Annotated in this window: 23 protein-coding genes; 12 read left to right on the forward strand and 11 right to left on the reverse strand. The window is 61.8% G+C overall.

The features are described from left to right. The 8 genes from V8P86_RS00335 to V8P86_RS00370 all read left to right on the forward strand — a co-directional run bounded on the left by V8P86_RS00335 (position 1) and on the right by V8P86_RS00370 (position 8,945). Positions 1-1,413, forward strand: coding sequence for a serine/threonine protein kinase (locus V8P86_RS00335; RefSeq protein WP_336325241.1), 1,413 nt, complete (start codon positions 1-3; stop codon positions 1,411-1,413). Positions 1,414-1,866: 453 nt separating this feature from the next. After that, positions 1,867-2,592, forward strand: coding sequence for a GNAT family N-acetyltransferase (locus tag V8P86_RS00340; RefSeq protein ID WP_336325242.1), 726 nt, complete (start codon positions 1,867-1,869; stop codon positions 2,590-2,592). A gap of 43 nt (positions 2,593-2,635) precedes the next feature. Next, entirely contained in the window at positions 2,636-3,085 is a 450-nt protein-coding gene (locus tag V8P86_RS00345) for a plastocyanin/azurin family copper-binding protein (RefSeq protein ID WP_336325243.1), read from the forward strand. A gap of 239 nt (positions 3,086-3,324) precedes the next feature. Then, positions 3,325-3,786, forward strand: a complete 462-nt coding sequence (locus V8P86_RS00350; RefSeq protein WP_336325244.1) for a halocyanin domain-containing protein — start codon at positions 3,325-3,327, stop codon at positions 3,784-3,786. Between the two features lie 42 nt (positions 3,787-3,828). Then, positions 3,829-6,120, forward strand: coding sequence for a 4Fe-4S ferredoxin N-terminal domain-containing protein (locus V8P86_RS00355; RefSeq protein ID WP_336325245.1), 2,292 nt, complete (start codon positions 3,829-3,831; stop codon positions 6,118-6,120). A gap of 3 nt (positions 6,121-6,123) precedes the next feature. Beyond that, positions 6,124-7,488: an NrfD/PsrC family molybdoenzyme membrane anchor subunit gene (gene nrfD, locus V8P86_RS00360; RefSeq protein ID WP_336325246.1), complete on the forward strand. Its 1,365-nt coding sequence runs from the start codon at positions 6,124-6,126 to the stop codon at positions 7,486-7,488. Further along, the gene (locus V8P86_RS00365) at positions 7,485-7,700 is read left to right on the forward strand and encodes a hypothetical protein (RefSeq protein WP_336325247.1); all 216 of its coding nucleotides are present in this window, start codon (positions 7,485-7,487) and stop codon (positions 7,698-7,700) included. The genes nrfD and V8P86_RS00365 overlap by 4 nt, the downstream gene beginning before the upstream one ends. Positions 7,701-7,811: 111 nt before the next feature. Then, positions 7,812-8,945, forward strand: a complete 1,134-nt coding sequence (locus V8P86_RS00370) for an Mrp/NBP35 family ATP-binding protein (protein ID WP_336325248.1) — start codon at positions 7,812-7,814, stop codon at positions 8,943-8,945. On the opposite strand, the gene V8P86_RS00375 is transcribed toward V8P86_RS00370, so the two are convergent. Beyond that, entirely contained in the window at positions 8,942-9,706 is a 765-nt protein-coding gene (locus tag V8P86_RS00375; protein ID WP_336325249.1) for a bacteriorhodopsin, read from the reverse strand. The genes V8P86_RS00370 and V8P86_RS00375 overlap by 4 nt on opposite strands. 158 nt (positions 9,707-9,864) lie before the next feature. Here V8P86_RS00375 and V8P86_RS00380 point away from each other — a divergent pair, with 158 nt between their 5' ends. Together V8P86_RS00380 and V8P86_RS00385 are read left to right on the forward strand one after the other, a co-directional pair. Then, positions 9,865-11,274, forward strand: a complete 1,410-nt coding sequence (locus V8P86_RS00380; protein WP_336325250.1) for a class II fumarate hydratase — start codon at positions 9,865-9,867, stop codon at positions 11,272-11,274. A gap of 45 nt (positions 11,275-11,319) precedes the next feature. Next, a complete protein-coding gene (locus V8P86_RS00385) occupies positions 11,320-12,930 on the forward strand; it encodes an Hvo_1808 family surface protein (RefSeq protein WP_336325251.1) in 1,611 nt (536 codons plus the stop codon). A gap of 3 nt (positions 12,931-12,933) precedes the next feature. Here the strand turns inward: V8P86_RS00385 and V8P86_RS00390 are convergent, their stop codons facing one another. Further along, positions 12,934-13,545 (reverse strand): TetR/AcrR family transcriptional regulator, encoded by a 612-nt coding sequence (locus V8P86_RS00390; protein WP_336325252.1) that lies wholly within the window; start codon positions 13,543-13,545, stop codon positions 12,934-12,936. 162 nt (positions 13,546-13,707) lie between these two features. Here V8P86_RS00390 and V8P86_RS00395 point away from each other — a divergent pair, with 162 nt between their 5' ends. Both V8P86_RS00395 and V8P86_RS00400 read left to right on the forward strand, forming a co-directional pair. Then, entirely contained in the window at positions 13,708-15,222 is a 1,515-nt protein-coding gene (locus V8P86_RS00395) for an MATE family efflux transporter (protein ID WP_336325253.1), read from the forward strand. A gap of 37 nt (positions 15,223-15,259) precedes the next feature. Beyond that, positions 15,260-16,444 carry a GNAT family N-acetyltransferase gene (locus V8P86_RS00400; RefSeq protein WP_336325254.1) on the forward strand — a complete coding sequence of 395 codons (1,185 nt, stop codon included), beginning with the start codon at positions 15,260-15,262 and terminating at the stop codon, positions 16,442-16,444. 2 nt (positions 16,445-16,446) lie between these two features. Here V8P86_RS00400 and mvaD read toward each other — a convergent pair whose 3' ends face one another. From mvaD to V8P86_RS00445, 9 genes are all read right to left on the reverse strand, one after another. Continuing rightward, entirely contained in the window at positions 16,447-17,424 is a 978-nt protein-coding gene (gene mvaD / locus V8P86_RS00405; protein WP_336325255.1) for a phosphomevalonate decarboxylase MvaD, read from the reverse strand. A gap of 58 nt (positions 17,425-17,482) precedes the next feature. Beyond that, positions 17,483-19,141 carry a GMC family oxidoreductase gene (locus V8P86_RS00410; protein ID WP_336325256.1) on the reverse strand — a complete coding sequence of 553 codons (1,659 nt, stop codon included), beginning with the start codon at positions 19,139-19,141 and terminating at the stop codon, positions 17,483-17,485. After that, positions 19,134-19,892, reverse strand: a complete 759-nt coding sequence (locus V8P86_RS00415) for a gluconate 2-dehydrogenase subunit 3 family protein (RefSeq protein WP_336325257.1) — start codon at positions 19,890-19,892, stop codon at positions 19,134-19,136. The genes V8P86_RS00410 and V8P86_RS00415 overlap by 8 nt, the downstream gene beginning before the upstream one ends. Positions 19,893-20,191: 299 nt before the next feature. Then, positions 20,192-21,706, reverse strand: coding sequence for an NADH-quinone oxidoreductase subunit N (locus tag V8P86_RS00420; protein ID WP_336325258.1), 1,515 nt, complete (start codon positions 21,704-21,706; stop codon positions 20,192-20,194). Further along, the gene (locus tag V8P86_RS00425) at positions 21,706-23,283 is read right to left on the reverse strand and encodes a complex I subunit 4 family protein (protein WP_336325259.1); all 1,578 of its coding nucleotides are present in this window, start codon (positions 23,281-23,283) and stop codon (positions 21,706-21,708) included. Before V8P86_RS00425 ends, V8P86_RS00420 begins: the two co-directional genes overlap by 1 nt. Further along, positions 23,284-25,422: an NADH-quinone oxidoreductase subunit L gene (gene nuoL, locus V8P86_RS00430; RefSeq protein ID WP_336325260.1), complete on the reverse strand. Its 2,139-nt coding sequence runs from the start codon at positions 25,420-25,422 to the stop codon at positions 23,284-23,286. A 1-nt stretch (position 25,423) separates the two neighbouring features. Beyond that, the gene (gene nuoK, locus V8P86_RS00435) at positions 25,424-25,729 is read right to left on the reverse strand and encodes an NADH-quinone oxidoreductase subunit NuoK (RefSeq protein WP_336325261.1); all 306 of its coding nucleotides are present in this window, start codon (positions 25,727-25,729) and stop codon (positions 25,424-25,426) included. Continuing rightward, positions 25,730-26,041: a hypothetical protein gene (locus V8P86_RS00440; protein WP_336325262.1), complete on the reverse strand. Its 312-nt coding sequence runs from the start codon at positions 26,039-26,041 to the stop codon at positions 25,730-25,732. Next, positions 26,038-26,310 carry an NADH-quinone oxidoreductase subunit J gene (locus V8P86_RS00445; protein ID WP_336325263.1) on the reverse strand — a complete coding sequence of 91 codons (273 nt, stop codon included), beginning with the start codon at positions 26,308-26,310 and terminating at the stop codon, positions 26,038-26,040. Before V8P86_RS00445 ends, V8P86_RS00440 begins: the two co-directional genes overlap by 4 nt. Between the last annotated feature and the right edge of the window lie 93 nt (positions 26,311-26,403).

The following is a 26,403-nucleotide window of genomic DNA, read 5'->3' on the forward strand; positions in this document are numbered from 1 at the left end:
ATGGCCTCGGAGGGCGACCAGCCGGCAGAGAACCGCGACCGCGTCGAGACCGGGCAGTTCGTCCGGTCACTGTTTGCTGGTCTCGCCACTCCGGATCAGCGGCTCATCCGCCACGCCGGATACATTCTGTGTCAGACCGCCCACTCGAACAGCCAACTTCGACCGGCGATCATCAACGGACTCGCCCAGTGGGCCGTTAGGCAAGACCACCACGAAGCAGTGCTCCGAACGCTGGCGACGATCCAGAACCGCTACGACGCGACGGTGAAAAAAGCCCTTCTCAACGCAACAGACCGCCGGCAGGCCGGCCTGCTGTACAACCGACTGACGACGATCCGTCCGTGGGAAGTGACCTTCGAAACCGACGAATCCGGTGAGGGTGAGACGCTGGTCGATGTCGGTGGCTCGGGGATGATCCGGGTCCCACGGGAATTTCTCGATCAGGTCACCGACGCCGAAGTCGAGTCGGAAAGCAGTACGAAACCCCAGAACAAACACCTCCAGACGAGCAGCCCCGACCAGAAACGCAACTGGACACACTGGTCACGGCGGAAACAACTGGAAGAGATGCCCCACGGCGAGGAGTTCGCCACCGTCGAGACACAGAGCAAGTTCGACGAGTTCGAGTTTCTCGGCCCAGAGAACGAAACACGATACAGTCACTCTGTGCGCACGCGTACGCTTGAGGGGAGCCAGGAAGATGTCGCAATCGTCCGCCTGTACCGCAGTCAGGAGGACGGCGGATTCGAGCGCGCGTTAGGCGAACAGATCGACGAGTGGTCGACAACCGACACGCCAGGTGTAGTGGGTATCGCCGACTGGGGCGATTCGCCCCGGCCGTGGGCTGTCACCGAATTCACCGAACAGACGCTCTGGGAACGAGGGAAACTGACTCCCGAAGAGGCGTTGCGGACCGCACGTGATCTCACCGCCTCGCTCGCACAGCTTCACCAGCGCGACCGGATTCACGGCGGCATCGATCCCCACTGTATCCGCTTCACTCCAGCTATCTTCGGCGACCGACCACAGCCGATGATCGACAACGTCGGGCTGATTCCGGTCTACCGGCAGTTCGACAACCCCGCATCCTACACCGACCCGCGCTACGCCGCCCCCGAGTACTTCACCGAAGACCACGGCAACATCAGCCACGCCACAGACATCTACCAGCTCGGGATGACGCTGTACAGTGCCTTTACCGGCGACCCACCGTACGAGGGAGATCTTGCGGATATTCGTCGACAGGTGCTCAGTGATCGACCGCTCGGACTCAGCCCCGACAACCCCGACCTTCCCGGCGGTATCGGTGAAATCCTCGCCAAAGCGACTGCTCGCGAAAAGATGGCTCGGTACGAAACGGCGACGCAGTTTCACAGCGCTGTCCGTAACGCCTGTGATCTGTTACTGGAGTAAGAACCAGACGGACCCGGAGAGGTCCGTCGAATCACATATTGGTTCAGTTGAAGAGAGTGTTCGGCAGGACTGGCTGCCGAACACTGCGTCGCGACCGACGGGGGGTGAAGGTGGATGACTGGTCAGGCAGTCCACGGATTGACAGGTGTCACGTTATTTTTGGTACGATACTCGTCTGTCCAACGATTACCATCTTTTCTTCCCTTCTGCAATCTTCCTTCGCGATTTAGTTTTTTATACTCAACTATTTATGTGTTTTGTTGAACGAATATCCTATTCACTGGAGTATTTTAGGAAATTTAAGGAAGGATATTCTGTCACGAGGACGGACAGAACTGCTCTATGCAGCGTGAATAGGTGGGTTCTGGTTGCCCGCGACGTGAACGACTGTTCATTCGTGCGGAAATTGTCGCCGTGACGTACGTTTATTGCACACCGGCTCGAAGTGCCGGTATGGACGTACGAGAAGCCCGTTCGAAGGATCGACCAGCCATCAGGGATGTCGCCCGGCGATCACTTCAGACATCGTATTCGCTGACGCCATCGGCGATCAACGGCGCGGTCGAGGAGTGGTACGACGAGAATCGACTGAAAGACATGCTGTCAGACGAGGATAAACTGCTGTTCGTCGCGGACGCAGACGGGCAGGTAGTCGCCTTTACCGAGAGCCACCGGACCGATGACAACACCGCGGAGTTGCTCTGGTTGCACGTCGACCCGGATTACCGGGGAGAGCGCTACGGCGAACGATTGTACGAGCAGACTCGGGATCATCTGGCCGAGATGGGTGTAACGAGTATTCAGGCGCGCGTGCTCGCTGACAACGCCGGCGGAAACACCTTCTATCAGGACAAGGGCCTGTCGAAGGTCGGCGAGGAAGAGGTCGACATCGACGGGACGACCTACGTCGAGAACGTCTACGCCGAGGTCGGCCAAGAAGGGATCGAGCCGCTGAGTCTGGCCAAAGAGACGGTCTACATCGACCACGACAACACCGAACAAGGTTCGATTGCGCCGTTCCGGGTCATCTACACGGAGGAAGACGGCAAAGAGATCTACGGCTACTGGTGTACGAAGTGTGAGAGCCTCGCAAACGCGATGGATGCGATGGGCCGAATCCAGTGCGATAACTGCGGTAACGCCCGCAAGCCAACTCGGTGGGATTCCGCCTATCTGTAGGATCGAAGCGCTCAATTGTCCATACTCCTAAGCCGCCGACAGCATGAGATCAACTCCCGACCGTCGGCGGTTCCTGCAGATTAGCGCCGGTGGGGCAGTCGCTGCCCTCGCTGGTTGTTCCGATCTTTTCGGCGGTAGCATCAACTTCGACGACGAGGTGCCCGAAGAAGTGGCCGACCACCTCAGCAACGCCAACAACGTCGACGGCTCGATCACCGATTTGACCGGCGAAGACTCGGTGACAATCGATGTCGGGCCCGGCGGCGACCTTGCATACGACCCTGCGCTCGCCAGTATCGATGCGGGAACGAGCGTCACATGGGACTGGAAGACCACCGGCCACACCGTCACGAGTGATTCGACGCCCGGTGACACGGAGTTCGACGCGGATCGTAACGAACACACCGAGACCTTCGAGGAGTCTGGAAACGTCCTGTATTTTTGTGGCCCCCATCAAGGCCAGGGCCATCTCGGCGCGCTAATCGTTGAGTGAGAACGAGATACTTCTTCTCCCAATGAACTATCGTCTGAATCGATAAATGTATGTCGACACCTAACCCGTGATATCGGGGGAGATAGGGGCTGTCGTGTGAACGATAACCGAAGCATTAAATCCTATGTGGTCGCTACGCCAGCCTGAAGCAAATGTCCCGAATAGATCGTGACCGACGAAAGTTCTTGGCGGCGGGCAGTACAGCGGCGGCGATATCCCTCGCTGGCTGCAGTAGTGTGGTGCTTAACAGACTCGGTGGTGATGGAGACGGCGGCGAAGATGAAGAAAACGGTGGCGACGGTGGTGGCGGTGGCGGCGGTTCCGAGCGTGGGGAGAACGTCCCCGAAGCGGTTCACACGTTCCTGACGGACAACAGCGCGAATCTCTACGAAGGCGAGGCGTCCGACCAGACTGGTTCCGACGAAGTGACTATCGCAGTCGGTGGCGGTGAAGGACTCGCTTTCGACCATCCCGCGGTCCTCGTCGACTCAGGGACGACGATCACGTGGGAATGGACTGGTGAAGGTGGTGGACACAACGTTGTCTCCGCGGACAACAGTGCGACGGAGTTCAACAGCGGCAGTGCACAGAACGGGGCCGATATCACGTTCTCCCAGACGTTCGAGAGTAGCGGCAATCAGCTGTACTATTGCAGTCCGCACCAGGCTGTTGGAATGTACGGTGCAGTGATCGTCGAATGACGACTCTGCGAACGACAACGTACGACAACTACGGCACAAACAATGAGTACTGAAGAACCAAACGACACAGAAGACGGGAAACACCCCTACGAGACGGAAAACTCGTTCCATCCGATGGGCGAGCAGTGGGAAGATCAGATGCGCGAGGAACTCGAGGATACCGATTACGACGCAGACCTCGGGATGGAGATGGCGCGCGACGCCCAGCGTCTCGTTGCGGGCGAACTAACCGAAGAAGAGTTCTACGCCGAGTATCACGATGACGTCAAAGAGGAGTTCGAGACCGACGAGCGACCGATCTTCGACGACCTCGACGGGGTCGACCTCGACGAGTTCGAGGACGAATCCCTGCTCGAATCGCTCGCGGATGTCGATCTGAGCGCGGACGACGTCTCGCGGCGAGACATGATGAACAAGATGGGCGCAGCAGGGCTGTTCCTCGGTTACAGTGCCTTCGCGACCTACGACGACGGACAAGACGAGGAGGTGCCACAACTCGTCGACGGCGTCCGTCCCGCAGACAAAGACGAGCGCGAACACCGCTGGGGGATGACGATCGACCTCGAACGGTGTGATGGTTGTCTGGCCTGTGTGGCCGGTTGTATCAACGAAAACGGGACCTCGACCGGTGCGAACTGGATGTACGTCTTCACCTACGAAGACGAACACTCCGAGTCCGAGAACCCCAACCAACTGGTCCGTCCGTGCCAGCACTGCTCGAATGCACCGTGTGCGAAGGTCTGTCCGGTCCGCGCGCGACACACGCGCTCGAAAGACGGCCTCGTGCTCACGAACTACGAGGTCTGTATCGGCTGCCGATACTGTCAGGTCGCCTGTCCGTACGGTGTCAACTACTTCCAGTGGGGCGACCCCGACGTCGAGATGGACCAGCTGAACCACGTCGACATGACGCCGGACGAAGTCCGGGATCTCGACCCCGGCGAAGGGAACTCCTACGGTGGCGCAACCTACGCCGAAGAAGGCTCCGAGCGCCTGAACGCGCTGCAGGATGCCAACGACCACGTCTACGACGCCCGTGGTTGGTGGGTCGACAGTCGCCCGCCGATCGGAACGATGGGCAAGTGTACGATGTGCCCGTCCCGACAGGACAACACGACCAGCGATACGGCCGAAAGCGAGAAGGGTTCGGTCGCCTGTCAGGACGCCTGTGACGCACAGGGGATGAGCGCGATTCACTTCGGCGACTTCGACGCAGAGGTCGGCGACGATTACGACCGCGCCGTTCGCTACCTCGAAGAGCGACAGACCAAAGCCGACACCGAAGACCGCACCAGCAAGTTCGACGCCAACGTCTTCTTCTCGGCCGACGCCGAGGCAGACAGCGAGACGGAGAAAGCAGCCAGCGCGCCGGACCTCAGCAGTGTCAGCCCGGGGTACTACTCCCTGCATCTCGTCCAGCGCGACGGCGCTGGCTCCGAGTGGGGCGTCTACGATACTGCAGAAGTGTTGGTCGCTGGCTCGCAGATGAGCGAGAGCAGCGACTTCACGGGATCCTCGATTGGCTCGTTCGGAAGCGTGCCATCCTCCGAACTGCAGGTGCTCAACACCGAAGGCGAGGAGATCCCTGCTTCGCTGGTCTACAGCGGCGAACTCGGTGACGGCGAGACGCTGGATGTGACGGCCTCGCTGCAGTTGGGTGGGACGGAACTCACCAGCCAGCAGGTCACCATTCAGGAGGCCGGTACGAGTACCGACCTCACCTTCACCGTTCCGGCCTCGGCGGTGCCGAACACCGAGGGCGCGAACCTGCTGTATCTGGTCGTCGAAGCCAACGGCGAGTCCGGTGCGGCCGCCCAGGAGGCGGTCTACGTCACAAGCGGCGAGCCCAACGTCGAGACGCCTGGCGCGCCGTACGATTCGGTCGTCGGACAGGACGGTGAACTCCTGGACGTACCGGCCATCGCCTACCAGAGCGAGCCGCCGGGCATCGAGGCGGAGATTTCCTACCCGTCCTCGGAGCCAGCGACGAAACAGGTCGGACTCGTCCTGTACGACGGCGATACGGAGACTGTCGTCGCCCAGACGACCTTCGAGTTCAAACAGCCGTACACCTCGAACACGGCCTGGGACTCAGGGCTGTCGACGTTCAAACTACTCGAAGACCTCGGCACGTCCCCGAACATCACCTACATCGGCAACGAGCCGGGTCCGAAAGCCGAACAGGTCAATGCTGAGGACATGCCCGTCACGTACGCGAGCCTCGACAGCAGTGTCGACTGGGATGTCAACGTTATCGACAAACGGCTCGAACGGCTCAAGTACGGTGCAAGCCCTCCCTCCGAGAAGAAGATCGAACAAGGTGGAGGTCACTAATTTATGGCAACGAGAGAACCACAACCCGACGACATCATTCAGCCCATCCTGAACACCTCGAAGTGGTGGTTTGCCGGGTTCGGCGCCGCCTCGCTGATGATCATCCTCTGGCTGACCGCCTGGGGCTGGCAGCTCCAGAACGGCCTCATCGTCACCGGCCTCGGTGACTGGGGGAGCGGTGGCGGTGTGACCTGGGGACTGTACATTGGGGCGTTCATCTGGTGGGTCGGTATCGCACACGGTGGGATTATCCTCTCGGCAGCCGTCCGGCTGTTCGGGATGAAAAAGTACCAGCCAGTGGCCCGCGTCGCGGAGCTACTGACGCTGACCGCGCTGAGTATGGCGGGGCTGTACATCGTCATGCACACCGGTCGACCTGACCGGATGGTCGTCAGCGTGATACAGGCCTACCCGTGGACGGTAACCTCGTCACCGCTGGTGTGGGACCTGACCGTCATTACGCTTTATTTCGTCCTGACGGCGACGTACATCGGATTGACGCTCCGATACGACATCGTCCGACTCCGACACAAACTGCCCGATTACCTCGGGCCGGTCTACTCCGCGCTCACCATCGGCTACACGAAAAAAGAAGACGAGATCATCGAGCGGATGGTCTGGTGGCTCGCGCTGGGGATCATCATCCTCGCGCCGCTGCTGCTCCACGGTGGTGTGATTCCGTGGCTGTTCGCGCTGCTGCCGTCGATGCCGAAGTGGCAGGGTGCGATCCAGGGACCACAGTTCCTCTCGATTGCACTCACCTCCGCGCTGGGCGGTGTGATCATCATCTCCCACGGTCTTCGCTGGGCCTACGACTGGGATCACATCCTCACTGACGAGGTATTCAAGGGACTAACGAAGTGGCTGGGCCTCTTTAGCCTGCTGTACATCTGGCTGCAGCTCCAGCAGCTGATCAACGGGCTGTACGCCGCGCCGCTTGACCTGCGCAAGGTGACGTGGGCGACGGTCACTCAGCCGATCTACGTGGACATGGTGATTCTCATGACCATCGTCCTCGGGTATATTTTCGCCTCGTCGCTCAGTGACCGGGTCTTCTCGAAACGACGGTCGGTCATCGTCTCCTTCATGGCGCTGTACGCGACCCTCTCCGAGAAAATCCTGTTCGTCTTCGAGGGCCTGGAGTACCCGACGTTTAGCCTCTACCACGCTGTGCCGGGTCACTACACGCCGAGCATCGTTGAACTGGCTTCGCTGGGCGGAACGGTCGCCCTGTGTACGCTCCTGTTCATGATTATCCTGAAGCTGTTCCCGGTCGTCGAACTCCACGCGGTGGAGGATCACGACGACCACGACGGTGATCACGAAGGAGTTCCGACCGGCGGCGAAGATGAGGAGGTGTCAGCATGACTTGGGATGTTCTCAACCCCGGAATCTGGGTCATCTTCGGTGTGATCGGACTGCCAGTGTACACGCTGTTCCTGGGATGGTTCCTCGGGAAACCGCGTGAGTACAGCACGACTGTGCTGGGCTTATCACTGTTCGCGAGCCTCGTCCTCTCGCTATGGGGCGGGCTCTACGCCGTCACGATGGTCATCCGGTTCATCTTCTTCGGCGGCTAGTCCGCAACTGATCCTTTCGTCTCGATTTTTGTCTGCGCACGTCTCAACTCGTAGTCACGACCACGTCCCGAACCCGAAAGGGACACACCATTGCGGTCCCTAGGGAGGTGTATGACCAGTGAAGAAGAGCTCATGGATCGACTGAGTGAGATCGAGGAGCCACTGATCGGCGATGACATCGTCTCCTCGGATCTCGTCAACAGCGTCCAGATCGACGGCGAGACGGCACACATCTCGCTGGCGTTCAACTCTCCGTTTGCACCCACGGAGATGGATCTCGGCCAGGAGATCCGCGAGGTGATCCGCGAGGCGGGCTACGAACCCCAGTTACACGCCGATGTGGATCATATCGATGCCTTCGACGACGAAGTCTTCCCCAACATCCGCAACGTAATCGCCGTCGCCTCAGGCAAAGGCGGCGTCGGGAAGACGACCGTCGCGGCGAATCTCGCGGCCGGACTGGACAAACTCGGCGGTCGCGTGGGCTTGCTCGATGCCGACATCCACGGGCCGAACGTCCCGCGGATCCTCCCGGTCGACGAGGACCCCGGTGTCACGCCCGAAGAAGAACGAATGGTTCCGGCCGTCTCTGACGGTGTGAAGGTTATCAGCATGGATTTCATGACCAAAAATCAGGACGACCCGACCATCATGCGTGGGCCAATGGTCAACAACGTGATGACTCACTTCCTCGAAAACGTGGAGTGGGGGACGCTCGATTACCTGGTCGTCGACCTGCCGCCGGGGACCGGTGACGCGTCGCTAGATCTGCTCCAGACGCTGCCGGTTACGGGCGCGGCAATCGTCACGACACCCCAGCAGATGGCCGTCGACGACGCCCGGAAGGGGCTGCGGCTGTTCGAGAAACACGACACGCCCGTACTGGGTATCATCGAGAACATGAGCGCGTTCCAGTGTGGCAACTGCGGCGACACGCACGATCCGTTCGGCTCTGGTGGTGCGGAGACAATTGCCGAGGACTACGGCGTTCGCAACCTCGGGTCGCTCCCGATTCACGAGGACTTCGGCGCCGACGGAACGACCGATCCGGTCGTCAAAAACGAATCCAGCCCGGTCCACGACTCGGCCGTCGAACTGATCGAATCGATGGCTGACCGAATCGGCGAGGTCAACCGCCGGAAAGTCGCGGGCAAACTCGAAACAGTCGAGGGTGGCTCCGCGTTCGGCGACCAGCCCTCCGGGACAGCGACGCTTGGCTCCAAGGGCGGCGGTCCCGGGCTCTAGTCGTCAGCCGGCTGCTTTTTGCTATCCGACTCGTCAGTGGCTCCGGAGCGGCTGGTGAACGTCGCGAGCGGCGATTTGTGCTCGTCGGCCAGTTCCTCGACTGCCTCCCGTGAGTAGATGATCAACCCCGTGAGTCCGAGGTGTGCGAGCAGGTCGACGTAGGCGGCGATGAACACACCGATGAAGGCGTCGAACAGGCCGAGTGCCTGCCGCGTCAGCAGCGCGAGCAGCAGATACGACAGGAAGATGAGCGCGCCGAGATTGCGGAGCTTGACAAAGAGTAGCCGTCGGTTCCCGGAGACCGACCGGGCTGCCCGGGTGAGCGGGCCAAAGAAGGCCCACACCACGACAGCCAGACTCGCGAGCACGGTGAGACTGCCGAGGGAATCGAACGGTGCCGGTGCCAACTGGACGACGACTGTCCCGTAGACGAACCCGAGCGTGGCGACGGCAGGAATCAGCCGGTACCGGAGGCTCGCCCCGGCGACTAACCCGACGTAGCTCATCAAAAACGTGTAGGTCACCGTGTAGAGGCCGAACCGACTCAGATAGACCGGCTCGCCGTCCGGTGTCGAGATGACAAGTACATCCAGGGCCATCAGCCCATAGCCGACCGTCAGCAGTCCGAGCGAGAGTGCAATCGCAGCGACGTGCTGGCGTGACCTGTTGTTGTATTTCCGAACCGATAACGCTGCGACGACCGTTGCCACGAGCGCAATCGCTGTCGCGATCGCGTAGAGTGTCTGTTCCTGGACTACCATTGTGTTTCCCCAACCCACGAGTGACGGTACCGCACCGCCACCGCTGTGTACATGACACTGTCACCTCCGATACCTTAAATATCAGTGTGAATGCGCTGGCACGTCCCCGACGGGACGGTTTCAGTAGCTTTTACGCACCCCGGGCCAAACGTCGAGGTATGACAGACGACGAATACCGAACTGAGCAAGATAGTCTCGGCGAGATGCAGGTGCCGGCAGATGCGTACTGGGGCGCACAGACCCAGCGAGCAATCGAGAACTTCCCAATCTCGAACAGCACGTTCGGGCGACGCTTCGTCCGCGCGCTGGGTATCGTCAAGAAGGGTGCCGCCCAGGCAAACCGGGATCTGGACCTCCTCGAAGAGGACAAAGCCGACTGTATCATCGATGCCGCCGACGAGGTCATCGCGGGCGAACACGACGACCAGTTCCCCGTCGACATCTTCCAGACTGGCTCGGGCACATCCTCGAACATGAACGCCAACGAGGTCATCTCGAACCGCGCGACCGAACTGTACGGCGGTGAGATCGGAACGCGAGAGATCCACCCGAACGACCACGTCAACTACGGCCAGTCCTCCAACGACGTGATCCCGACGGCGATGCACGTTGCCTCCCTGGAGGCAGTCGAGCGAGACCTGCTCCCCGCGCTGGCCGCGCTGCGTGACGAACTCGAAGCCAAAGAGAAAGAGTTCGACGACGTGGTCAAGACGGGTCGCACCCACCTGCAGGACGCCACACCCGTCACGCTCGGTCAGGAGTTCGGCGGCTACCGCACGCAGGTCGAGAAAGGGATCGAGCGCGTGCGTAACACGCGCGAGCACCTCTCGGAACTGGCTCTCGGTGGAACCGCGACCGGGACGGGACTGAACACCCATCCCGAGTTCCCCGAACTCGCCGCGGAGTACATCTCCGAGGAGACGGACATCGACTTCCGCGAGGCCGACAACCACTTCGAGGCACAGGCCGCCCACGACGCGATGAGCGAGGCCCACGGTGCCCTGCGAACCATCGCAGGCAGTCTGAACAAGATCGCAAATGACCTGCGCCTGCTGGCCTCGGGGCCGCGAAACGGTCTCGGCGAGATCGAACAGCCGGAAAACCAGCCCGGATCGTCGATCATGCCAGGCAAGATCAACCCGGTCGTTGCCGAATCCATCAATCAGGTCCACAAGCAGGTCGTCGGCAACGACGCCGCCGTCTCCGCGGGCGCCGCGGAGGGGCAGATCGATCTGAACCTCTACAAGCCGGTGCTCGCACACAACTTCCTCGAATCGGCCAACATCCTCGCAAACAGCAGCGAGGTCTTCGCCGAGAAGTTCGTCCGGAAACTCGAAGCCAACGAGCAGCACTGTGCTGACCGCGTCGAGCAGAGCATGGCGCTGGCGACGGCACTGAACCCAGCAATCGGCTACGACAAGGCCAGCGAAGTTGCCAAGGCCGCACTCAAGGAGGGGAAATCCGTCCGTGAGGTCGCCATCGAGAAAGGCTATCTGAGCGAGGAGGAAGCCGACGAAGTGCTCGACCCCGCGAAGATGACCGAGCGAGTCATCCTCGGCGACGACTGAATCTCAACGGTTCGTTTATTTATTTCGCGGTCCAGTACACTCGTAATGAGCAACGGACGAGCACTGTTTGTCGTTGCAGCCATTCTGGCAACCTTCGGCGTACTGGCCGTCACTGGCGGGCCAGCGCTCGATCCGGGGGAGGCTCCCGAGACCGGACTCGAAAGCGTCGATGACCCCGAATCGTCGGTCGGTGAGGAATCAACGAACGAAGATTCTTCGGGGAACTCGACCGACGAGGGGGAGTCCGGAGACTCCACTCGGCCGGCACTCGTAAGTGAGTGTGCCGCGACCCCGCCGGCAGACTACGCCGACCCGGCGGGCAATAGCTCCGAGACTGTTGGCTGGGTCGAGGGCTACTGGTACAACGAACAACTGGATATCGACGCCGCGGGCGGACTCAACGAGACCGAAATCGAGATGGTGAGCGCCCGGGCCGCCGCCCGGTTTGAGGCGATTCGCTGTCTCACGGCCGACGAGGGCGTCCCGCCGGTCGAGATTCAGACTCGCGAGCAGTTTCGGGAGAACCAGTCCGGCCTGTTCGACCTCTCTCAGCAGCAGCGGCTGGCGGACAACGCCGAACTCGCGATCCGACTGATGTCGGAAACGGAAACCGATAGCACCGAACAGCGCGAGCAGAACCGGGGTGCGGCCGTTGCGGGCACGTACAATTATCTCACCGATCAGATCGTCATCGTCTCCGAGGATGCGGAGAATCTGACGATCGACGAGGCGGTGCTGGCCCACGAACTCGGCCACGCGATTCAGGACCAACAGTTCGATCTCGCCCAGTACGAACGCGATACGGTCGACCGCGACAAGGCGATTCTCGGACTCATCGAGGGCGATGTCCACTACGTCGAACAGCAGTATCGAAAGGCTTGTGCGGACGGTGGCTGGGAACACGGCTGTCTGAGCTATCGCGACGGTAGCGAAGGCGGCGATAGCTCCCCGCCAGAGCCCGCGAACTGGGGCCTGCTCTTCCAGACGTTGCAACCGTACAACGACGGACCGGCGTTCGTCGAGTCCCTCTACGAGAACGGCGACGGCTGGGATGCGGTCAACGACGCGTACGACGACCCGCCGACCAGCGCGCTGGAAGTCATCCGACCCGAACGGTACCCCGAGTTCGAGCCCACCGAATTTACCGTCCCCGACCGGAGTTCGGCAGATTGGGACCGATACAACGGCTCGTTCGGACCGGGGTACGAACAGGTCGGCGTCGCAGGTATCTCCGCGATGTTCATCGCTCCGACCTTCGAAGCTGGCACGGAGGGCATATACAGCCAATTCGAGTTACTGGCGGGCGGTGATCTCCGAACCTACCGGTACCTCCAGCCCGAAACCGAGGGCTGGCGCGGCGACCGCCTGTACACCTATCAGGGACCGAACAACGACACTGGTGCTGTCTGGACGACGACCTGGGAGAGCGCCGAAAGCGCCGAGCCGTTCGTCGAGAGCTACAAGGAACTGATCGACATCCGCGGCGGCGAGGAAGTCGGCAACAACACCTACGAGTTCGATGGCGACTCGGGATACGAGATGGCACTGACCATCAGAACGAACGGCTCGCGTGTGACGGTGGTCACGGCACCGACCGTTGACCAACTGAAAGAAATCCACTCGCCCGAGGACGCGGGCCAGCAGTCGGCGTCCTGACGCTCACTCCGAAACGAGTAGTCGTTGCTCGATATACTCGTTCAATTCTGCCCTGACGGCATCGTGAACGGTTCCATCTCCGGTCGTGATCCGTCTGTTTCTGGTTCCGTGGATGATCGACATGAGAAAGGACGCTGTCTGGTCGGGGTCGACCTCCCGGAAGAGCCCTTCTTCGATTCCGTTCTCGATCACGTCGGCGAACTGCTCGCTGAAAAAGCGGTCGGTCCGGGTGAACTGCTCGCGGTAGGCGTCGTCGTGGGCCGCCTGTGCGCGAAGTTCCGTCATCGCCTGTGCGAACTCCGTCCACTCCGAATCCGGAGTGGTCGGAATCGCGTGGTTCAGTAGCTCTTCGAGTCGCTCGTGGGGATCGTCCGTCTCGTCGCTGGGGACACTCTCCTCGAAGCGCTCCAGCAAAAACGCCAGCAAGCCGACGAGCAGGTCGTCCTTGCCGTCGTAATGCTGGTAGATGAGCGATTTGCTCTTCGGGAACTTCTCGTCGATTCGGTCGATGGTCAGTCCCGAATAGCCGTGCTCACGGAGCGCATCGTACGTCGCCTGCATGATCTCCGTCCGCGTGTTCTCCGGTGCCGACTGAAACGGATCAGGCGTCCCCATGATGAATGAATATTCATTCACAAGGTATATGCGTTTTCACTCCCTCAGATTATTCGTGTACTGGTTTGCCGCGCAGTGGAATCTATTGAGTTCCCTCCTGCCCTCTTTGCCGGCCTGCCCGCCTACCGTGAGCCGTTCTGCCGTCCGTGGGGTGATCGCGTAATGTTCAAAGGACCCGACGATCTGGACCTCACGAGCGGTGACATCGGGATGCCGCTGTTTTGGCTCTCGCTGCCCATCGTGATCACGAACCTGCTTCAGACCGCCTACAACCTCGTGGACACGTTCTGGCTGGGGCAGTATTCGACGACGGCGCTGGCGGCGATTTCTTTCGGCTTTCCGCTGGTCTTTCTGTTGATCTCGCTCGGTCTCGGTCTCTCCGTGGCGGGATCGGTGCTGGTAGCCCAGAACACGGGCGCTGGCGACGACCGCCAGGCGGAGTACGCTGCCTCCCAGACAGTCATGTTTTCGTTCGTGTTGGCGGCGGTTCTCGGAGTAATTGGTTACTTCATCGTCGAACCACTCCTGCGATTTTTCGGTGCTGAACCCGCGACCGTGGTGGCCGCGACCGAGTATCTACAGGTCATCTCACTGGGCCTCCCGCTGATGTTCGGCTTTTTCGTCTTCATCTCGCTCATGCGGGGCTACGGTGACACGGTCACGCCGATGGTCGTCATGTTCGGTTCGGTTGTGCTCAACATCGCGCTGGATCCGTTTCTCATCTTCGGGTGGACGCTCCTCCCGAACGCGCCGCTGATCGGCACCGTCACGTTCCCGGAACTGGGGATTCAGGGAGCGGCCTACGCGACGGTGTTCTCCCGCGGTGTGGCGATGGTCGCTGGGCTGGCGATCATGTTCGCCGGTCACCGGGGTGTCAAGATCCGCCTCGCCGACATGCGGCCGGATCTCGCGTATTTCCGGAAGATCCTGCGAATCGGCGTCCCGGCCTCTATCGAGGGAACCGGGCGGGCGATTTCGGTCAACGCCCTGCTGCTGGTCGTCGGTGGTTTCTCGACGGCCGTCGTCGCCGGTTACGGTATCGGGATCCGGATCTTCTCGGTCATCTTCCTGCCCGCGATTGCGGTCTCGCAGGGTGTCGAGACGATGGTCGGCCAAAACGTGGGTGCCGGCAGCGTCGACCGGGCCAGCACCGCGACCCAGTTCGCCGCCAAGTGGATGTTCGTCATACTCGGGGGGCTGGGCGTCCTGATCTTCCTCTTTCCACGGCCCATCGCTGCCGTATTCACGAACGATCCGGCCGTCGTCGATATCGCTGCCGACTTCCTCCGGTACGTTGCGCTCACCTTCGGCTTCATCGGCGTGATGCGCGCGTACACCGGTGCGTTCCGGGGATCCGGCCACACGCTCATGGCCGCAGTCGTCGCCGTTTCCTTCCTCGGATTCATCCGCCTGCCGGTCGCCGCGGTCCTCGCCCACGGCTTCGGGCCCTACACCCTGACGGTCGCCGGGCGGAGTCTCACCGTTCCCGAACTTGTTACGGCCATCGGGCCGACCGGAATCTGGTGGGGATTCATCGTCTCCAACATCGCTGGCGCGGTCATCGCCTACGCGTGGTTCAGACGGGGGACGTGGAAGACGGGCGACGTTCGCGGCGCACCCGGCGGCGGTCCACCGAGCGGGTCGGAGGCCTCTTCGGAGGCGTCGATCGACGATTGAGAGATACGCTTTTGATCCGGGCCCGTCACCCTCCGGTATGAGTACGTTTCGCCGGGTTTCCGACGCTAACAGGCGCCGGTACGACGAGATTCTGCGGTACGCCTTCGCCCCGCAGGATGGGCCACTCGCTGACGATGAAGCGGAGATCGAGCAGTGGCCGCCCGACCTGTTCGACCCCCGCGGGCTGTACGAGGAGGGGCGACTCCGGAGCACCTGCAAACTCTACGACCTCGACGCGAGACTCGGCGACGGCTACGAACAGATTGGCGGCCTCGGCGCGGTGGCGACACCACCGGAAGACAGGCGGCAGGGATACGTCCGCGAACTCTGCCGGCACGCACTCGACGCCTTCGAGGATCGCGGCGCTCGTCTCGTCGCGCTGTGGCCCTTCGAGACGGCCTTCTACGCGGATTTCGGCTGGGCCACGGCAAACTACCAAGCCCGCTACGAGTGTCCGCCTGCGGCGCTGCCGAGCCACGACAGCGAGGGTCACATGCGCTCGCTCGGAACTGACGACTGGGAACTGCTCCATGACGCAGAGCACGCCCACGGCGAGGACCGAAACCTCTCACTGCGACGCTCGCCGGCGTGGTGGCGTGAGCGTACGCTCACAGACTGGGCTACCGACACGCAGCCGTACATCTACGGCTACGAACGTGACGGCGAGGTCTGTGCCTATCTGACATACACCGTCGCTGACGACGAGGAGGAGACGCTCACCGTCGAGACGATGGCTTACGCCGACGAGGAAGCGTACCGGGCGATACTCTCTTTTCTCGGAACACACGGCGCGCAGGTCGAACGAATTAGCTTCACCCGGCCCGCCGAGTCGAATCTGCTCGACCGGGTCGCCGAACCCGAGCGCGTCGAATACACGGTCGATCCCGGACCGATGGTTCGACTCCCGTCCGTGTTCGCACTCGATGGACTCTCGTGGCCGGACACTGGGCTGGACTGTTCGTTCGAGATTACCGATCCGCTCACCGAGGAGTCGACTGTCGCTCGAATCGAGACCAGCGAAGATGGGCTGTGCGTCCGAGAGACTGGCGACACGCCCGCTGTCACGACCGATGTCGGTACACTCTCACAGCTCGTCGTCGGCACGCACAGCGTCGAGCGACTCCAGAAACTGGGTGAGCTGACCGTCCGAGACGAATCGATCCTCGAACCGCTATCGGCCACGTTCGAGCCACAGCAGGTGTATCTGGGCGAGTTCTTCTGAGCTCAGAACAGTGCTTCGCTCTCCGCAAGCACTCGCGCGGGACCACCGACCTCCCAGACCCGCGTCTCGACGCCGCAGTCGGCGATTGCAGACTCGACTTCCTCGACGTACTCCGCGGTCGTATTGACGTAGACGCTCGCGCCGGTGTCGACGGAGAAGTAGACCGGAACGTCTTCTTCGCGGAGTTCGCGGACGGTATTGAAAATCTCGATGGTCCGGGGCTGCCAGTAGACCCAGCCCGCGGGACCGGTCATCGTGGTCGCGGCAAGCGAGAGGGAATCCTGTTCGGCGAGGTCGAACACTCGCTCGAAGGAGGGCTCTCGAAGCGCATCTCGCATCGTCTGGATCTGCTCGTGGATGTGGGCCATCCGGGACTGGAACATGTGACTCTCTGCGGCTTCCTCGTGGGCCGCTTCGGTCTCCTTGTAGGAGGGGACCATCCCGGCGACGATGCGGAGGTCAGACTCGAAGTCGTCGGATACGTCGATCCGTTCGGACCGACAGTCGTCGTCGTTCATGCCGGCGTACAGATGTGAGAACGCACCGGTAACAGCGCGGGCGGCCGAGGCCGACCCCCGGCGTGCGACCGTGGAAATTTCCGGTCGCGTCATCTCCAGTCCGGCAGCCTCGACCAGTGCCGTCGCCGCCGCGGCGAATCCGGAGGCGGAGGAGCCGAAGCCGATGTTCGTCTGGAAGGAGTTCTCCGAAACGAACCGAACACGGTGGTCGATCTCTGCGAGGTCGCGGACGTGATCGACAACCGACTCGATCCGCTCGGCCCCGCGGCCCTCGACGGATTCGCCGTCGATCTCGAACTGATCCTCGGCGAGGTCGGGATCGAACTCGACGGTGGTTTTCGTGTGACTCGGTGCGGTACAGACGCTTATCGAATCGTGATACGGCAGGCGCAGTTGTTCGTCGTGCATGCCGTGGTACTTGACCAGCCCCTGAATCGGGTGAGCCTTCGCTGTCGCTTTCATACCATGGGAGAGCGAGCGGGGGAACTTGGCAGTTTTGAACCGACGTGAACGGGTACGATCACACCCACTCTGTCCGAATCTCCTCGGCAGTCCGGAACGCGAGTGCGTAGATCGTCTCGGTCGGATTGTACCCCGCTGAGGTGACGAACTGGCTCCCGTCGACGACGAAGAGATTCTCGACGTCGTGGGTCCGGCCGAAGCTGTCGACGACCGACGACGCTGGATCGCGCCCCATCCGACAGGTTCCCATCAGGTGTGAACTCCCGCGGTGGTGAGCGCCCGTTCCAGCACTCCAGACCTCGGTCGCGCCCGCGGCCTCGAAGATTTCCTTGCAACGCTCGACGACGTACTCCTGTGCGCGGAAGTCCTGCGGGTGATTCTCGTAGGTGATCTCGACGCCGGGAATCCCCCACTCGTCGGTGTTGTTCGGATCGGGCTGGACGCGGTTGCGCTCTCGGGGCACGTCCTCCACTGGCGCCCACACCCAGACGATGTTCTCGAAGTCGCTCATTTCGTCGAGGAAGCCCTCTCCCCAGGTCGGCGTGCCCGGTGGCGTCTTGCCGCCGGCGTACAGTTGCTTCCAGTTCCCGCCGTACAGCATCGGCGCGTTGACCGATGCGAGTTGGAGATTACTGCCAGTGATGAAATCGACATCCTCGTCGATGCGGTCCGGGAGGATGAAATCGTCGACGGCTTTGTTGCTCCAGGTGCCACGGTTCTGTTTGGTTGGCTCCTCGAATTTTGCGAAGATCTGGGTGTAGTCCATGTGGAACATGAGGTTCCGGCCAACCTGCCCGCTGCTGTTTGCGAGGCCATCGGGATGGTGCTCGGAAGCGGAGTTCAACAGTAATCGGGGCGTCTCGATGGAATTGCCCGAGACAACCACTGCATCGGCTGTCACCTCCTTTTCTGTCCCATCGCTTTTGTCGACGTACCGGACGCCAGTCACACTCCCGTCACCGTCGACGAGGACCTTCTTCGCGAGGCATTCGTCACGAATCTCGAAGTTACCAGAGTTCCGGGCCTCTGGAATCATCGCCACCAGTGAGTTCGATTTAGCGCCTTTGGCTTGCTCGTAACAGCCGTAGAAACAGCAGTGCCCGCAGTACGTACACGCCGGGCGGTCGTCGTAGGATTCGGTGAGGACAGCCTGCGGCGAACTGAACGGTCGTAATCCAAGCTCCTCGGCACCCTGGCTGAACAACTCACCGCTTCGGGTCTCCGGGACCGGGTCCATCGGGTACGACCACGAATCGGGATGAGTCGGCTGCCCGCCGTCCGGCCCACTGATACCGATTTCTGTCTCGGCTCGCTCGTAGTACGGCCTGAGATCCTCGTAGTCGATCGGCCAGTCCGCGACGTTTGCGCCCTCGAGATCACCGAACTCCGAGCGCATGTTGAAATGCTTCGGCAACAGTCGCCACATGACGCCGCAGTAATGAACGCTCGATCCGCCGACGCATCGTCCGTAGAGGTTGAATTTCCCCTCCGTCGCCTCCTCGGAGGACTGGTCGTACTGCCTGTAACTTTCCGGCGTGTCGTGGACTGTGTTGCTCAGTCGAGCGTCGATGACGTTTCTCAGTTCGTCCTGATCGTGCACGCCCGGCATCGGCCCCGCTTCGATTCCGACGACCGAGAGGTCGTTCGTCGCCAGTTCTCGGGCCACGACGCCGCCGGCCGCCCCGAGGCCGACGATGACGACATCGGCATCAGGCATCGCTTTCACCCCCAAACTCGCCGTAGAGATCGGATGGTCGTGTCTTCTCGGCCTCGTGCTCTTCGAGTGACTTCCAGGGCGGCTTCAGTTCGTCTGGCCGGTAGCCCTCGACGAACGGGCCGACGTAACCGGCCTGCTTCCAGCCCGCTAGATCGACGTTACCGCCGTATTTCGGCTGTGAGTAGTATCCTTCAACGGCGTGGTCACGAAGCACCGTCACGAACGCCTCGGCCGGGACGGTCATCGTGACAGCGCTAGCTGTCGGGACATCCTCCCATTCGGGGGCCGACCGGTCGAGGATGCTCCCGATGAGTTCGTCGAGTTGTTCGTCGTCGAGTTCTCTGACGGGCGATTCGAACATCGACTGTGCTGTCTCGTCGAGTTTCGCCAGCCCGGATTCGTATGCGTCCTGAAACCGGCGGTCATCGTGGGCAGTTTCGTAGAACGGCTCCCGCGTGAGCGCGCGGTCGATGTACCGGACCACGCCGATTTCGCTTGCTGCGGGACGATCCTCACCGGGCGGTAACAACCGGTCGACAACGCTCGTCACCGTCGCTGCCTGTTGGTCGTCGAAAAACGTGTATTCGGGGCCGTCGGAGTCGTCTGAATCTTCCGGTGGTGTGTCTGTTGTCGATTCCTCATCCTGCTCGGCTGGCTCCTCCCCACCCTGACATCCCGCGACTGCTGCGACGCCTCCCGCGCCTGCCAACCGAACGAACGTCCGTCGGTCGAGGTGCATGTGTTCAGTCATGGTTCCGAATCGGTCGTTGTGTGCGCGCTGGTGGGACCCCGACTCACCGGTCCCACTGCAACGACAGCGGAGGCATCCCCGTTCTGTTGCCGACAACGTACCCCGCTGTTAACGACCCTCTCCACCCCGGTATCTGCCCCCACCGTGACAATTAGTCACAGTGGGCGCTCCAACGTCCAATTATTCCCGTGATATTGCGGGGTTTTCAAGTAAGGCAACGACTCTGGCGGCGAAAGCGGAACTACTGACGACAGCAAGTCGGCCCGCTCCACACAAAAGGCGAGAACTCGTCGTTTCGGTTAGCCGCCGATCATCCGCGCGGCGACTTCGGCGTACTCGATGACGACGCCGAAGGCGGGGATTAGCAGAATCGTGCCCAGCGCGGCCAGCGCAATCGCAGCGTACAGTCCAGTCGGGTACTCCGCGAGTTCGAGATCACCGTTCGGATCTTCGACCCACAGCGCCCGGACGATCCGGGTGTAGTAGAACAGCGAGACGACGCTGTTGATGACCAGCGCGGCCCCGAGCAGTTCCTGCCCGCCGGTGACCGTCGCGAAGAGGAGATAGAACTTCGAGAAGAAGCCGCCACCGATCGGCAGCCCTGCAAGCGAGAACAGGAAGACAGTCATCGCTGCCGAGGCGAAGGGTGCCTGCGTCCCCAGCCCGTGGTAATCCTCGATTGTTCGGCCGATATCCCAGTACTCCGCCAGCGCGATGAAGAGGAAGGCACCGGTGTTCATGAACCCGTAGACGAACAGGTGAGCCATTCCTGCGCCGAGAATCGATATTTCGCCCTCGACGGTTCCCGTGAAGGACGCCAGCGCGATCAGGATGTACCCTGCATGGGCGACCGAGGAGTAGGCGAGAATCCGCTTGACGTTGTCCTGACGAAGCGCCGTGAAGTTGGCGATGGTCATCGTCACGATGGAGATGATCAGGAAAGCGTCGACCCAGTCGAAGATGCCGGTCGCCGCTCCGAACACGTCGACGAACACCCGGAAGCCCAGCACGAAGCCGGCGGCCTTCGAGGCCGAGGAGATAAACGCCGAGATGGGTGCCGGCGCGCCCTCGTAGGCGTCGGGTGCCCAGAAGTGGAACGGGACGGCGGCAATCTTGAAGGCGATTCCGCCGAGGACCATCAGCATTCCGAGGCCGAGCAGGCTGGCGTAGTCAGTCCCGGAAATCGCCGCCGCGACCGCATCGAACTGCAGCGAGCCGGTCGCCACGTAGACCAGCGAGATACCATATGCGAAGATTGCCGAAGACAGCGCGCCGATCAGGAAGTACTTCAGTCCACCTTCGACACTGCCCTCGTTGGACTTGAGCGAGGCGACCAGCGCGTAAGAGGGCAGACTGACGAGTTCGATGGCGATAAACGCGGTCACGAAGGAGTTCGCGACGGTCACCATCACCATCCCCGTCGAAGCCAGTAGCACCAGCGAGTAGTACTCCGCTTGATACGGATGGTCGCGGAGGTACTCGTGGCTCGCGAGGGTGATCAGGACGACGACGCTCGTGATGATCACCGTGAAGAACAGTGACATCCCGTCGACGACGAGGGTGGCGTTGAACAGTTCGATGGCACCCTCGGTCGGCCCTTGTGAACCTGCGGGCTGGCCGGTACCGGCGAGCAGATACCACAGCGTGAAGCCGAGCGCGACCAGTCCGCCCGTGACCGAGATGCCGCTCAACAGCGTCCCATCCGACTCGTCTGGGTCGATCATATCCGCCAGCAGCAGGACGAAGGCGGTTCCGAGCAATGCGAGTGCCGGCGCAATCGCGGTCCAGTCCGGAAGCGTCGTGACTTCGCTCATCAGATCTCACCTCCCGAGAACAGCGCAGGCAGATCAGGGACGATTGCGTTGAGTTCCAGCACCGGCCCGACGGCGTCCTGGATCGCCTCGTAGATGAGGTCGGGCTGGATGCCCAGCAGGATGATCAGTCCGAGCAACACGGCAAGCGGTGCCACGTCGTGTACCGGTGCCGGCTCGACATCGTAGTCGGTTTCGAGCTCGAAGGAACCGAAGATTGCTCGCTGCATCGCCCAGAGCAGATAGCCCGCGACGATGACGATGCCGAACATCGCAACCGCAGTGAACAGCGGCGCACCAGAGACCACAGTCGAGTCGAACGCGCCGATGAAGATCAAGACCTCGGCGACGAAGCCGCTCATCAGCGGCAGCCCCATGTAGGCGAACGAACCGGCGACGAAGATCCACGCCGTGATCGGCATCCGATCCGCGAGGCCGGCCATATCGCCGACCATCCGGGTGTGCGTCGCGTTGTAGAGCACACCGACGGACATGAACAGCAGTCCCGAGATGAGGCCGTGACTGACCATCTGGAAGGTTGCGCCGCTCATGCCGTGCGGCGTGAACGCGACCAGCCCGACGATGACGTAGCCCATCGACGAGATGGACGAATAGGCGACAATCCGCTTCAGATCACGCTGGGCCAGCGCGAGCATCGCGCCGTAGATGACGCTGATCACCCCGACGGCGGCGATGATCTCTGCGGCCGGCGAACTCGTCGCGATATCGGAGAGCATCGTGAAGTTGAACCGGAACAGCGCGTAGGTTCCCATTTTCAGCAGCACCCCGGCCAGGATAACCGACACCGGCGACGGGGCCTGCACGTGTGCGTCCGGCAGCCAGGTGTGGAAGGGGACGATTGGGACCTTCACCGCGAAGCCGAGGAACAGCAGCAGGAACGCGACTGCGCGCAGGTCGGCACCTCCGAGGCCGAAGACTGTCTGGCTCAGTTCGCCCGCCTGCAACGCCTGCGCAATCGCGGGCAGGCTGAGTTGGGTCAGCGAGTCGCCGAGTCCGAGCACGAGCATGAACAGACCGACGAACATCACCAGCGAGCCGAGATTCGTGTACAGGAGGAACTTCGCCCCGGCGTACTTCCGTCGCGGACCGCCCCAGACGGCGATCAGGAAGTACATCGGGATGAGCACGGCCTCCCAGAAGATGAACCAGAGGAAGAAATCCAGCGATGTGAACACGCCCAGCAGCGCCGTCTCGATGAGCAACATCAGCCCGTAGAACTGCGATTGGCGCTCGTCGATTGGCGTCCACGAGGAGACGATGGCGAGCGTCGTCAACACGGTCACGAGAATGACCAGCGGGAAACTCAGCCCGTCGACGCCGACGTGGTACTGCAGCGAGTACTGCCCGAGTTGGAACCAGTCGATCTGTGTCTGGAAGGCCACATCGCTGCCGGCCAGCAGAGCGTTGCCCGCGGCGTCGAACTGCGTCCACATGTACAGCGTGATCCCGAGCGGGACGAGGCTGAGCCACGCCGCGAGTTTCGGCGCGGTGTCGTCGGAAGCGAGGAAGACCCACAGCGCACTGACGAACGTCGCCGCGAGCAGGAGTTCGATCAACATCTAGATCCACCCCCCGCTGATCGCGAAGACGGCAATCAGTAGTAGCAGTCCGAGCACCAGCAACGCCGCGTACGTCGTCGCAACACCGGTCTGGATCTGTCGGAACCGACCGCCGGCGAACAGACTGACGCCGCCGGAGCCGTCGACGAGACCGTCGATGAGCCCCTGATCGAACTTGTTCGCGAGCGCTGCGACCGGGAGTGTGAACCCGCGTGCCAACCAGACCTGATACTCGTCTTGATAGTAGTTGTTCATAAGTACCGTCCGAATGCCGCCGAGTTTCGTCATGTGTGCGTCGGGGTCTGCGCCGCCGTAGAGTCGCCACGCGGCGACGGCCGGAACGACCGCGAGGACGAGCGCCAGCACGCCGCCGACCAGCGCCAGTGTGCCCTCACCGAGACCGGCGTAGCCGGTCGAGTAGCCCGCGCCGAAGTCGTGCGTCAGCACGTGGTGGTAGTGTTCGGCGGTGAGCGCCGACTCGGTGAACTCCTCGCCCATCGCCGCGCCGTTGAGCCACTGTTCGAGGAAGAGCGCTTCCTTGGGGAGGACGCTCTTGAGCACACCCATGTTGAGCACGCCCGCGACGACCGAGAGCACGCCCAGCACGACCAGCGGCACCTTCATACTCCAGGTGACCGGGTCGGGGCTCTCGGCGGTGTCCGTCCGCGGATCTCCGTGGAAGGTCAGGAAGACCATCCGGAAGGTGTAGAACGCCGTCAGCACGACGGCAGCCAGCCCGAAGGCGTAGGCGACAAAGAGTACCGGCGACCCGCCACCCAGCGCGTGGACCAGCGTCTCGAACAGGACTTCGTCTTTCGACCAGAAGCCTGCAAATGGAAAGATGCCAGCTAGGGCGAGCGAGCCAGCGAGGAAGGTCAGATAGGTGGTTCGCATCTCGTCTTTCAGCCCACCCATCTCCCACATGTTCTCCTCGTGGTGCATGGCGATGATGATCGCACCGGCCCCGAGGAAGAGCAGCGCTTTGAAGATGGCGTGAGTGGTCAGGTGGAAGACTGCGGCGATGTAGCCGCCGCCGCCCAGCGCGAGCATCATGTAGCCGTACTGCGAGATGGTCGAGTACGCGAGCACCTGCTTGAGCTCCTGTTTGACCAGCGCCATCGTCGCGGCGAAGAAGGCGGTAAAGCCACCGATCAGCGCGATGATGGAGAGCGCGGTCGGCGAGAGCGCGTAGAAGCCGTACATCCGCGCGATCAGGTAGACACCGGCCGCGACCATCGTCGCCGCGTGGATCAGCGCCGAAACCGGGGTGGGACCCTCCATCGCGTCGGGCAGCCAGGTGTGCAGCGGGAACTGCGCGGACTTGCCGATTGCCCCGCCCAGCACGAGCAACCCGATGACGGTGATCCACGCCCGTTCGCCGAATCCAAGGTAGGTGGTCATTTCGCCAGTCTCGCCGTGTTCGAGTGCTTCGGTCGCGATTTCGACGAAGGAGGACTCGACGCCCGGAGCGAAGGACGCGAACTGCGCAGTCCCGAAGGTTCCGAGCACGGCGACGACGCCGATCAGGAAGAAGTAATCCCCGAACCGAGTCACGAGGAAGGCCTTCTTCGCGGCGCTCGCGGGGCCGGGTTCGCGGTACCAGAAGCCGATCAGCAGGTACGAACACAGCCCGACGAGCTCGAAGAAGACGAATGACATCAGCAGGTTGTCGCTGATGACGAACGCCATCATCGAGAAGGTAAACAGCGAGAGTGCGGCGTAGTACCGCGGCAGATCGATCTCGCCCTCGGCGTTCATGTAGCCCAGTGAGAAGAGGTGGACGAGAAGTGAGATCAGCCCGACGATGGTGAGCATCAGCGCCGAGAGCGGATCGATAAGGATACCGAAGGTGAGCGTCACGCCTTCGCCGGAGACGCCCGCGACGAGGGTGTGAAGCGTCTCGTGACGCGGGCCCGCGCCGGTCGCAATCTGGACGACCGTCGCGATGGCGACGAGTAGTCCGACGCCCGTCGAAACGATGCCGAGAAATGCGCCTTTCAGCGGGAGATACCGGCCGAAGGCGACGATCAGCAGGAAGGTGACCAGCGGGAACAGTGCGGTCACTTCCGCGCCGCCGATTCCGGGCACGACGGGTATCGAGACAGTACTCAGTGCCGTGGGAGTGTGTATGCCGAGCATCTTACCACCTCATCGTAACAGCGTCTGTGACGTCGATACTGTCGAGATTGCGGTTCAGCGCGAGGATGATCCCGATCCCGACGGCGACCTCTGCGGCCGCCAGTGCGATCAGGAAGAGGACGAACGTCTGACCGGTGATGTTTCCGTAGACGAGTGCAAAGGCGACGAGATTGATGTTCGCAGCGTTGATCATCAACTCGATAGACATCAAGAAGATGAGTGCGTTCCGGCGGACGAGGACGCCAAAGAGGCCGATCGAGAAGACGGCCGCAGAGAGCAGGAGATACCAACCTGGTTCGACGGCCATCTATTGGTCACCTCCGTCGTCGCGTTTGGCGAGCATCAACGCGCCGTCGAGTGCGGCATCGAGCAGGACCGCGATGAGAACGAGCGCGACGAGGAAATCCTCCGTTTCGAGTTCGGCCAGTTCGGGCGCGCCGATGAAGGAGTAGCCCATGTCCTCGACGATACTCAATCCGCCCCCATCGAAGCCGACGACCTCGACCCCAGAGAAATCGGTCGTGAGGACGAACGTGGCGATCGCGACGAACAGTCCCAGCGGGATGAGACCGAGCAGTAGCCGCCGGTCGATCTCGATCAGTCGCGGTCGCGTGGTCATGCGCCCACCTCCCTGCCGTCGGTATCGTCCTGTTCACGTGTGAGCATCACGGCGAAGGTAAGCAAGACGAGGACCCCCCCGATGTAGACGAGCACCTGGATCACAGCCAGGAACTCGGCGCTGAGCATCACGTAGTGGATTGCCACGCTCGATAGTGCCAACCCGAGTAACAGCGCCGCGTGCCACACGTCGCGGACGAGAACGACACCCAGACTGCTCGCCAGTGTCACGACAGCGAACAGCCCGAATGCGAGTTGCTCCAGTACCATTACGTAGAAAGTCCACACGGCGTGCTTTTGAAAATTCCCCTTTTGTTTTCCGGACAGCCGACAGGAAGGCCGATTCACGGCTGAATTCTACAC

Origin of the sequence: Halovenus anhuiensis (assembly GCF_037080055.1) — an archaeon.
Taxonomy (GTDB): Archaea; Halobacteriota; Halobacteria; order Halobacteriales; family Haloarculaceae; genus Halovenus.

What these genes read in the sequence shown, in the direction of transcription:
- V8P86_RS00370 (WP_336325248.1), top strand. Translation starts at nt 7,812, where the DNA reads ATGACCAGTGAAGAAGAGCTCATGGATCGACTGAGTGAGATCGAGGAG.
- V8P86_RS00365 (WP_336325247.1), top strand. Translation starts at nt 7,485, where the DNA reads ATGACTTGGGATGTTCTCAACCCCGGAATCTGGGTCATCTTCGGTGTG.
- V8P86_RS00375 (WP_336325249.1), bottom strand. Translation starts at nt 9,706, where the DNA reads ATGGTAGTCCAGGAACAGACACTCTACGCGATCGCGACAGCGATTGCG.
- V8P86_RS00445 (WP_336325263.1), bottom strand. Translation starts at nt 26,310, where the DNA reads ATGGTACTGGAGCAACTCGCATTCGGGCTGTTCGCTGTCGTGACACTG.
- mvaD (WP_336325255.1), bottom strand. Translation starts at nt 17,424, where the DNA reads ATGAAAGCGACAGCGAAGGCTCACCCGATTCAGGGGCTGGTCAAGTAC.
- V8P86_RS00385 (WP_336325251.1), top strand. Translation starts at nt 11,320, where the DNA reads ATGAGCAACGGACGAGCACTGTTTGTCGTTGCAGCCATTCTGGCAACC.
- V8P86_RS00380 (WP_336325250.1), top strand. Translation starts at nt 9,865, where the DNA reads ATGACAGACGACGAATACCGAACTGAGCAAGATAGTCTCGGCGAGATG.
- V8P86_RS00440 (WP_336325262.1), bottom strand. Translation starts at nt 26,041, where the DNA reads ATGACCACGCGACCGCGACTGATCGAGATCGACCGGCGGCTACTGCTC.
- V8P86_RS00395 (WP_336325253.1), top strand. Translation starts at nt 13,708, where the DNA reads ATGTTCAAAGGACCCGACGATCTGGACCTCACGAGCGGTGACATCGGG.
- V8P86_RS00420 (WP_336325258.1), bottom strand. Translation starts at nt 21,706, where the DNA reads ATGAGCGAAGTCACGACGCTTCCGGACTGGACCGCGATTGCGCCGGCA.
- V8P86_RS00390 (WP_336325252.1), bottom strand. Translation starts at nt 13,545, where the DNA reads ATGGGGACGCCTGATCCGTTTCAGTCGGCACCGGAGAACACGCGGACG.
- nuoK (WP_336325261.1), bottom strand. Translation starts at nt 25,729, where the DNA reads ATGGCCGTCGAACCAGGTTGGTATCTCCTGCTCTCTGCGGCCGTCTTC.
- V8P86_RS00340 (WP_336325242.1), top strand. Translation starts at nt 1,867, where the DNA reads ATGGACGTACGAGAAGCCCGTTCGAAGGATCGACCAGCCATCAGGGAT.
- V8P86_RS00335 (WP_336325241.1), top strand. Translation starts at nt 1, where the DNA reads ATGGCCTCGGAGGGCGACCAGCCGGCAGAGAACCGCGACCGCGTCGAG.
- V8P86_RS00400 (WP_336325254.1), top strand. Translation starts at nt 15,260, where the DNA reads ATGAGTACGTTTCGCCGGGTTTCCGACGCTAACAGGCGCCGGTACGAC.
- V8P86_RS00355 (WP_336325245.1), top strand. Translation starts at nt 3,829, where the DNA reads ATGAGTACTGAAGAACCAAACGACACAGAAGACGGGAAACACCCCTAC.
- nuoL (WP_336325260.1), bottom strand. Translation starts at nt 25,422, where the DNA reads ATGCTCGGCATACACACTCCCACGGCACTGAGTACTGTCTCGATACCC.
- V8P86_RS00425 (WP_336325259.1), bottom strand. Translation starts at nt 23,283, where the DNA reads ATGTTGATCGAACTCCTGCTCGCGGCGACGTTCGTCAGTGCGCTGTGG.
- V8P86_RS00345 (WP_336325243.1), top strand. Translation starts at nt 2,636, where the DNA reads ATGAGATCAACTCCCGACCGTCGGCGGTTCCTGCAGATTAGCGCCGGT.
- V8P86_RS00415 (WP_336325257.1), bottom strand. Translation starts at nt 19,892, where the DNA reads ATGACTGAACACATGCACCTCGACCGACGGACGTTCGTTCGGTTGGCA.
- nrfD (WP_336325246.1), top strand. Translation starts at nt 6,124, where the DNA reads ATGGCAACGAGAGAACCACAACCCGACGACATCATTCAGCCCATCCTG.
- V8P86_RS00410 (WP_336325256.1), bottom strand. Translation starts at nt 19,141, where the DNA reads ATGCCTGATGCCGATGTCGTCATCGTCGGCCTCGGGGCGGCCGGCGGC.